The sequence below is a fragment of the Mycobacterium sp. genome (assembly GCF_049281135.1).
Taxonomy (GTDB): Bacteria; Actinomycetota; Actinomycetes; order Mycobacteriales; family Mycobacteriaceae; genus Mycobacterium.
Map to the genome: position 1 here is coordinate 1 of NZ_JBAPRN010000627.1, position 7,022 is coordinate 7,022.

A 7,022-nucleotide genomic window follows, 5' to 3' on the forward strand; every position below is an offset into this window, starting at 1 on the left:
CCAAGGCCGCAGGATGTTCCCGCGCGACGCTGTACCGCTACTTCGAAAACCGAGAGGCGCTGCGCAGTGCCTACGTGGCCCGCGAAACCCATCGGCTGTCCGAGTCGATCGACGTCGACCACATCAAGGACCCACGGGAACGACTGGTCACCGGTATCGTCACCACGCTTCGTCTGGTCCGCGAAAGCCCCTCGCTCTCAGCCTGGTTCGCGACGACCGCGCCTCCGCTGGGCGCCGAGTTGGCGGAGCAGTCCGACGTGATCACCGCACTGGCGACCGCATTCGTCACCTCGCTCGGCGACGACCACCCGGCCAACGTTGCGGGACGCGGCCGCTGGCTGGTCCGGGTGATCACGTCGCTGCTGATTTTCCCCGGTCATGATGAAGCCGACGAGCGGGCGATGCTCACCGAGTTCGTCGCCCCGGTCGTGGTGCCCGCCGAGCAGGTCAGCCGCGCACCCGGGTGAACCGGTGTAGCAGCCAGGCCGGCGGAATGGTGACCACCATCGTCGCCACGAACAGCCCGGCCATCGAACCGGTGTACACGTGATCCCGCATGATGTATACCATCGCGAATTCCATTGTCACCAAATGGATCAAGAAGATCTCGTAGGAGATCTCGCCGAGCCACACCATCGGCCGACTCGCCAGTAGGCGGCAATACAGGCCCTCGTTGCCGAGCACCAACGGCGCCACCGCCAGCGCGGCGATCACCGCGTAGAACACCGCTTTGTACAACGCTTGGGACAGGCCGAGGGGCGACGTCGTCGGATCCCCCGCAATCGGTGTGGAAGCGATGAAGTAGCAGATGACGGCGAGCGGCAGCGCGACGAACGCATAACAGCGCACGCCCATCCTTTGCAGCACCGTCAGACTCATGCCGGCCAGAAACCAGATCAGGTAGGTGGGTAGCCACAGCCGGGCCCCATTGGGAATCGACGTGGCGAGGTGAACCCCGACCAACCACGCCGGCGAGACCAGCGCCAGCACACCGATCCCGAACAGCAACAGCTTTGGGCGCCACTGCCGTCGGCACAAGACCACCAGCAGCAGGTAGGCCAGCAGCGGAAGAACCACGTAGAACGCGGCTTCCACGGCCAGGCTCCACATCTGGGTCAGACCCTGATGCAGATATCCCCGCATGTAGTTGAACGTGTAGATCTGCGTCAACGTCAGGTTTCGGAACAACCCGACCCAGGTATGGCCGAAATTGGGTCCCGCATGCCGGAAGTGGTAGATGGCGTACGCGATCAGGACCGTGACGACGTAGGCAGGCATGATGCGCCGCACCCGGTGCCACCCGTAGCGACGGACCGACGGCTCCGGGCCGCCCGTCGCGGCGGACTTCACCCAGGGCCGGAACAACAGGAAACCCGACAGCACGAAGAAGATCGGGACGCCCATCTCCATCCGCGAACAAAACAGGCCGAAGTAGCCCTCGATGTATTTGCCCGTCGTGTAGGCCGCATGGGTGGCCACCACGAGAAGGGCTGCGACGGCACGGATGCCGGTCAACGACGCGACCCGATCCGGCCCGGCTACCTGTTCGAGTCCGCCCTGGGCCGCGGTGTCGGCCTGGGTCATCCCTTGTGATCCCGCCTCGGCGCGCCACGACCGCCGCGGCGGTTTTTGTCTGGAGCCCGCTCAGGCTGCAGATTGATCAGCACACCGGAAATGCGAGTCTTCTCAAGCGCTTTCAACGTCGCATGGGGCAACTTGGCCGGCAGCTCCACCAGCGAGAAGTCCGGCTTGATCGTGATGTGGCCGAAATCGCTGCGGTGCAAGCCGCCTTCGTTGGCAATGGCACCGACGATCGCGCCCGGTCCGATCTTGTGACGCTTGCCGACCGCGATGCGGTAGGTGGCGAATCCTTTTTTCGGGCCCTCGCCCGCGCCACGGGCAGGCCTGTCGGGTCGGTCCGAACGCTCCTTCGCGCGACGCTCGGGCGGCGGCTCGGGCGCCAGTAGAAACGCTTCGCCGTTCCGCGACTGCAACGCCAGCGCCGCCGCGATGTCGGCCATCGGGACGTCGTTGTCGCGCTCGTAATCCGCTACCAGACGGCGGAACAGGTCCAGACCGGGCGACCCGAGACTGTCGGTGATGGAGTCGGCGAATTTCGCCACCCGCTGTGCGTTGACGTCGTCGACGCTCGGCAGTTGGGCTTCGATGAGCTTTTGCCGGGTCGCCTTCTCGATCGACTTGAGCAGGTGGCGTTCCCGCGGCGACACGAAAAGCAGCGCCGACCCCGACCGCCCCGCCCGGCCGGTGCGCCCGATCCGGTGCACGTACGACTCGTTGTCGTGCGGAATGTCGTAGTTGAGCACATGCGATATCCGCTCGACGTCCAGCCCGCGGGCCGCGACATCGGTGGCGACCAGAATGTCGATTCCTTTGTCGCCACCTTTTTTGAGGGCGGCGATGGTCCGCTCACGCACGGCCTGCGGGATGTCACCGTTGATGGCCGCTGCGGAAAAGCCTCGGGCGCGTAGCTTTTCGGCGACCTCTTCGGTGGCCTGTTTGGTGCGGACGAAGACGATCATCGCCTCGAACGGCTCGACTTCGAGGACCCGGGTCAACGCGTCCATCTTGCGTCGACCTTCAACCTGGATGTAGCGCTGCGAAATGTTGTCGGCAGTCGCGGTTTTCGCGTCGACCTTGACCTCGGTCGGGTCGTGCAGATACTTGGCGCTGAGCTTGCGAATCGCCGGCGGCATCGTCGCGGAGAACAGCGCCACCTGCTTGTACTCGGGGGTGTCGGCCAGGATCCGCTCGACTTCCTCGGCGAAACCCATCGTCAGCATCTCGTCGGCCTCGTCGAGCACCAGGTAGTCCACGTGGGACAGATCCAGCGTCCCGCGGTCGAGGTGGTCGATCACCCGGCCGGGCGTGCCGACCACCACCTGCGCGCCGCGCTTCAGCCCGGCCAACTGCGTCATGTAGGACGCTCCGCCGTAGATCGGCAGCACGTTGATCTGCGGCAGGTGCGCACCGTACCGGCTGAACGCCTCGGCCACCTGCAACGCGAGCTCCCGCGTCGGCGCCAGCACCAGCGCCTGCGTCTTTTTGCTGCTGGTGTCGATCTTCGACAGGATCGGGACCGCAAACGCAGCCGTCTTGCCGGTCCCGGTCTGGGCCAGACCGACCACATCCGACCCCGCCATCAGGGCCGGAATCGTCGCCGCCTGGATCGCCGAGGGCGACTCGTAGCCGACGTCGGCAAGGGCCTGCAGCACCGAAGGGTGAATCTGCAGGTCGGCGAAGGTCACGGTGTCGTGGTTCGGGGATTCCATGTCGCAACGAAGTTTAATGGTCAACTGCCGTTCGGCCACGCCTGCCGCGTCGATAGGGCTGGTCAAGGTACCGTGCGGCGTTGTGTGGACACGACTCTGCGGTAGCCGACGGCTCGCCGGGCTGACTGCTGCCGCACTGCTCACCGCGACACTGAGCGGGTGCGGATCAGGGGATTCGACCGTCGCCAAGACGCCGCAGCCCACCACCCAGCCGACCGCTGCGCCCCACTCGGCCGCGCCGGCGCCGGTTCCCACCGCCGCTCCGACCAGCCCCGGGCCGGTCGACCCGTGCGCGGTCAATTTGGCTGACCCCGCGATCGCGCGCGGGGTGTCCGAGCTGCCGAAGGACCCACGCAGCCAGCAACCGTGGAACCCCGAACCGCTGGCCGGCAACTTCAACCAGTGCGCGCAGCTGTCCGCGGTGATTGTCAAGGCCAACACCAACGCCGAAAGCCCCAACACCAGAGCGGTGCTGTTTCATCTCGGCAAGCTGATTCCGCCCCAAGGCGTTCCCGACACCTACGGCTTCAACGGCCTGGACAACTCGCAGTGCACCGGCGACACAGTGGCACTGAGCTACTCCGGCGGGATCGGGTTGCCCAGCGTGGTGAAGTTCCGCTGGAACGGCAACGGGGTGGAGCTGATCGCCAACGCCGGAGGCTGATGTCGGTGTAGCCGCCTACAGTGGCTGCTGTGTTCATGGCAGGCGACAGCGTCATCTACAGCGCGTCGGATCTCGCATCCGCCGCGCGCTGTGAATATGCCCTGCTGCGGGAATTCGACGCGAAACTCGGCCGGGGTCAACGCGTCAGCGTCACTGACGAATTGCTCGAGCGCACCGCATCTCTCGGTGACGAGCACGAACAACGCCGGCTCGACCAGCTGCGCGACGAACACAGCGACGTTGCCGTCATCGGCCGCCCGGTCCCGTTCACCATCGAGAACGTCACCGCCGCGGCCGACCAGACTGCGCGGGCCATCGAGCGCGGTGCGGCGGTGGTCTACCAGGCGGCGATGTTCGACGGTCGCTTCGTCGGGTTCGCCGACTTCCTGGTCCGCCGCGACGGGAAGTACCAGGTGTCCGACACCAAGCTGGCCCGTTCGGCGAAGGTCACCGCGCTCCTTCAGATCGCGGCCTACGCCGACACGTTGAGCCAGGCCGGCATCCCGGTGGACCAGGAGGCCGAGTTGGTGCTCGGTAACGGCACCGCGGTCAATTACCGCGTCGATGAGCTGATTCCGGTGTACCGCGAGCAACGGGCGCGATTGCAACAGCTGCTCGACAACCACTACGCCGGCGGCGTAGCGGTGCGCTGGGAGGACGAAAACGTCCGAGCATGCTTCAGGTGCCCGGTCTGCGAGGAGCAGGTGCGTGCGGCCGACGACCTGTTGCTGGTCGCGGGCATGCGGGTTACGCAGCGCGCCAAGTTTATCGATGCGGGCATCAGCACGCTGGACGAGCTCGCCCACCACGCCGGTCCGGTCGACAACGTCTCGGCCCGCTCGTTGGCCAAGCTGGTCGCGCAGGCAGACTTGCAGGTTCGCCAACGCGATGCCGGCACACCACTATTCGAGGTGGCCGATCCGCAGCCGCTGGCATTGCTGCCCGACCCCGACGAGGGCGACCTGTTCTTCGACTTCGAGGGTGACCCACTCTGGACTGCCGACGGCGTCGACTGGGGCCTGGAGTATCTGTTCGGGGTTCTCGAAGGCGGAAAGTCGAGCGCCTTCCATCGGCTGTGGGCGCATGACCGCCCCGATGAGCGCAAAGCACTGATCGATTTTCTGGCGCTGGTCGCCAAGCGGCGCAAGCGGTTTCCCAATATGCACGTCTACCACTACGCCGCCTACGAGAAGACGGCGCTGCTGCGTCTGGCCGGTCGCCACGGCGTCGGGGAAGACGACGTCGACGACTTGCTGCGCAGCGGAACATTGGTTGACCTGTATCCGATTGTGCGCAAGAGCATTAGGACCGGAAGCGAGTCGCTCAGCCTGAAGTCCCTGGAACCGCTGTACATGGGTTCGCAGCTGCGTTCCGGCGATGTCACCACGGCAGCCGACTCGATCACCCAGTACGCGCGCTACAGCGAACTGCGCGGCAGCGGCGAGGTCGAGGAGGCGGCGACAGTACTCAAGAAGATCGAGGACTACAACCACTACGACTGCACCTCCACCCGCGAACTGCGCAACTGGCTCCTGATGCGAGCCTACGAAAACAGCGTCATACCGCTTGGCGCCCAACCGGTTCCCGACGGCGGCGATATCGAGGAGGCGGACGCGCTCGCGGCAAAGCTACACGCGTTCAGCGGCGACCCGACGACCGATGACCGCACCCCCGAGCAGACGGTGGTTGCCCTGGTGTCGGCCGCCCGCGGCTATCACCGTCGCGAAGACAAGCCGTTCTGGTGGGCGCACTTCGATCGGCTGAACTACCCCGTCGACGAATGGGCCGACGAGACAGACGTATTCCTCGTCGACCAGGCAAAGGTCGCGGTCGATTGGCATAAGCCGCCGCGCGCGCAGAAGCTGCAGCGGCGGCTGCAGCTGACCGGCGAATTGGCCCGCGGCGCTCTCAAAGCCGACTCGGAGGTCTACGCGCTCTACGATCCGCCGGCGCCGCCCGGTCTGACCGAGAATCCAGATCGGCGCGCCGCGGGCCGCGCCAAGCTGATCGAGGCCAACGACCCGAGCGTGCCGACCGAGGTCGTCGTCATCGAGCGAACTCCGGCCGACGGCAGCACTTTTCCCGAGCTTCCTTTCGCGCTGACCCCAGGCGGGCCGGTCAACACCAAGCCGCTGCGGGAGGCCATCGAAGCGGCAGCGGCAGAGGTTGCGGCGGGTCTGCCGCAACTCCCCCGCACCGCGGTGGCTGACATCCTGCTCCGCCAACCGCCCAGGACGCGCAGCGGCGCGGACCTCCCCCGGAGCGGCGACGCCATCGACGACATCACCGCCGCCCTGCTCGACCTCGATGGGTCCTATGTGGCGGTGCATGGGCCGCCCGGAACCGGCAAGACATACACCGCCGCACACGTCATCACCCGACTGGTCGCCCAGTGCGGCTGGCGCATAGGTGTTGTCGCGCAATCACATGCGGTGGTGGAAAACCTGCTGCAAGGCACAATCAACGCCGGTATCGATCCGGCGCGGGTAGCCAAGAAAGGCGACCGCCGCGACGTCGCATGGCAGCAGATCGCCGAAAACGAGTACCCCGGATTCATCGCCGGCACCACAGGATGCGTGATCGGCGGCACCGCGTGGGACTTCGCCAACCCCGGCCGGGTTCCGCCGGGAAGTCTGGACCTGCTGGTGATCGACGAGGCCGGCCAGTTCTGTCTGGCCAATACGATCGCGGTGGCCGCGTCAGCCGCCAACCTGCTGCTGCTCGGCGATCCGCAGCAGCTGCCTCAGGTCAGCCAGGGCACTCATCCCGAGCCGGTCAACGGATCCGCGCTGGGCTGGCTGGTCGAGGACCACCGCACCCTGCCCGCGGAACGCGGCTACTTCCTGGACCGCTCACGTCGCATGCATCCCGCGGTGTGCGATCCGGTGTCGGTGCTGGCCTATGAAGGCCGGTTGCGGCCGTACCGCGACGTCACCGCCGCCCGCCGCTTGGACGGGTATCCGCCCGGGGTTCATGTCGTTCGAGTTCCGCACGACGGCAACGCAACTGAGAGCCCCGAAGAAGCCGCCGCCATCGTTGCCCAGATCAGGGCCCTGGTTGGCTTGGCG

The 7,022-nt window shown here is 66.3% G+C and carries 5 protein-coding genes; 3 read left to right on the forward strand and 2 right to left on the reverse strand.

The genetic code is table 11. The features are described from left to right. On the forward strand, positions 1-467 hold a 467-nt coding region (locus tag WAN02_RS24810; protein WP_422267372.1), incomplete at its 5' end, for a TetR/AcrR family transcriptional regulator. Here the strand turns inward: WAN02_RS24810 and WAN02_RS24815 are convergent. Together WAN02_RS24815 and WAN02_RS24820 are read right to left on the reverse strand one after the other, a co-directional pair. Next, positions 448-1,584, reverse strand: a complete 1,137-nt coding sequence (locus WAN02_RS24815) for an acyltransferase family protein (protein ID WP_422267374.1) — start codon at positions 1,582-1,584, stop codon at positions 448-450. The two genes, WAN02_RS24810 and WAN02_RS24815, sit on opposite strands and share 20 nt — an antisense overlap. After that, positions 1,581-3,290, reverse strand: coding sequence for a DEAD/DEAH box helicase (locus WAN02_RS24820; RefSeq protein ID WP_422267376.1), 1,710 nt, complete (start codon positions 3,288-3,290; stop codon positions 1,581-1,583). The genes WAN02_RS24815 and WAN02_RS24820 overlap by 4 nt, the downstream gene beginning before the upstream one ends. 82 nt (positions 3,291-3,372) lie before the next feature. Here WAN02_RS24820 and WAN02_RS24825 point away from each other — a divergent pair, with 82 nt between their 5' ends. Beyond that, positions 3,373-3,954, forward strand: coding sequence for an LppP/LprE family lipoprotein (locus tag WAN02_RS24825; protein ID WP_422267378.1), 582 nt, complete (start codon positions 3,373-3,375; stop codon positions 3,952-3,954). 29 nt (positions 3,955-3,983) lie between these two features. Next, the coding region (locus tag WAN02_RS24830; protein ID WP_422267380.1) for a TM0106 family RecB-like putative nuclease at positions 3,984-7,022 on the forward strand (3,039 nt) is incomplete at its 3' end.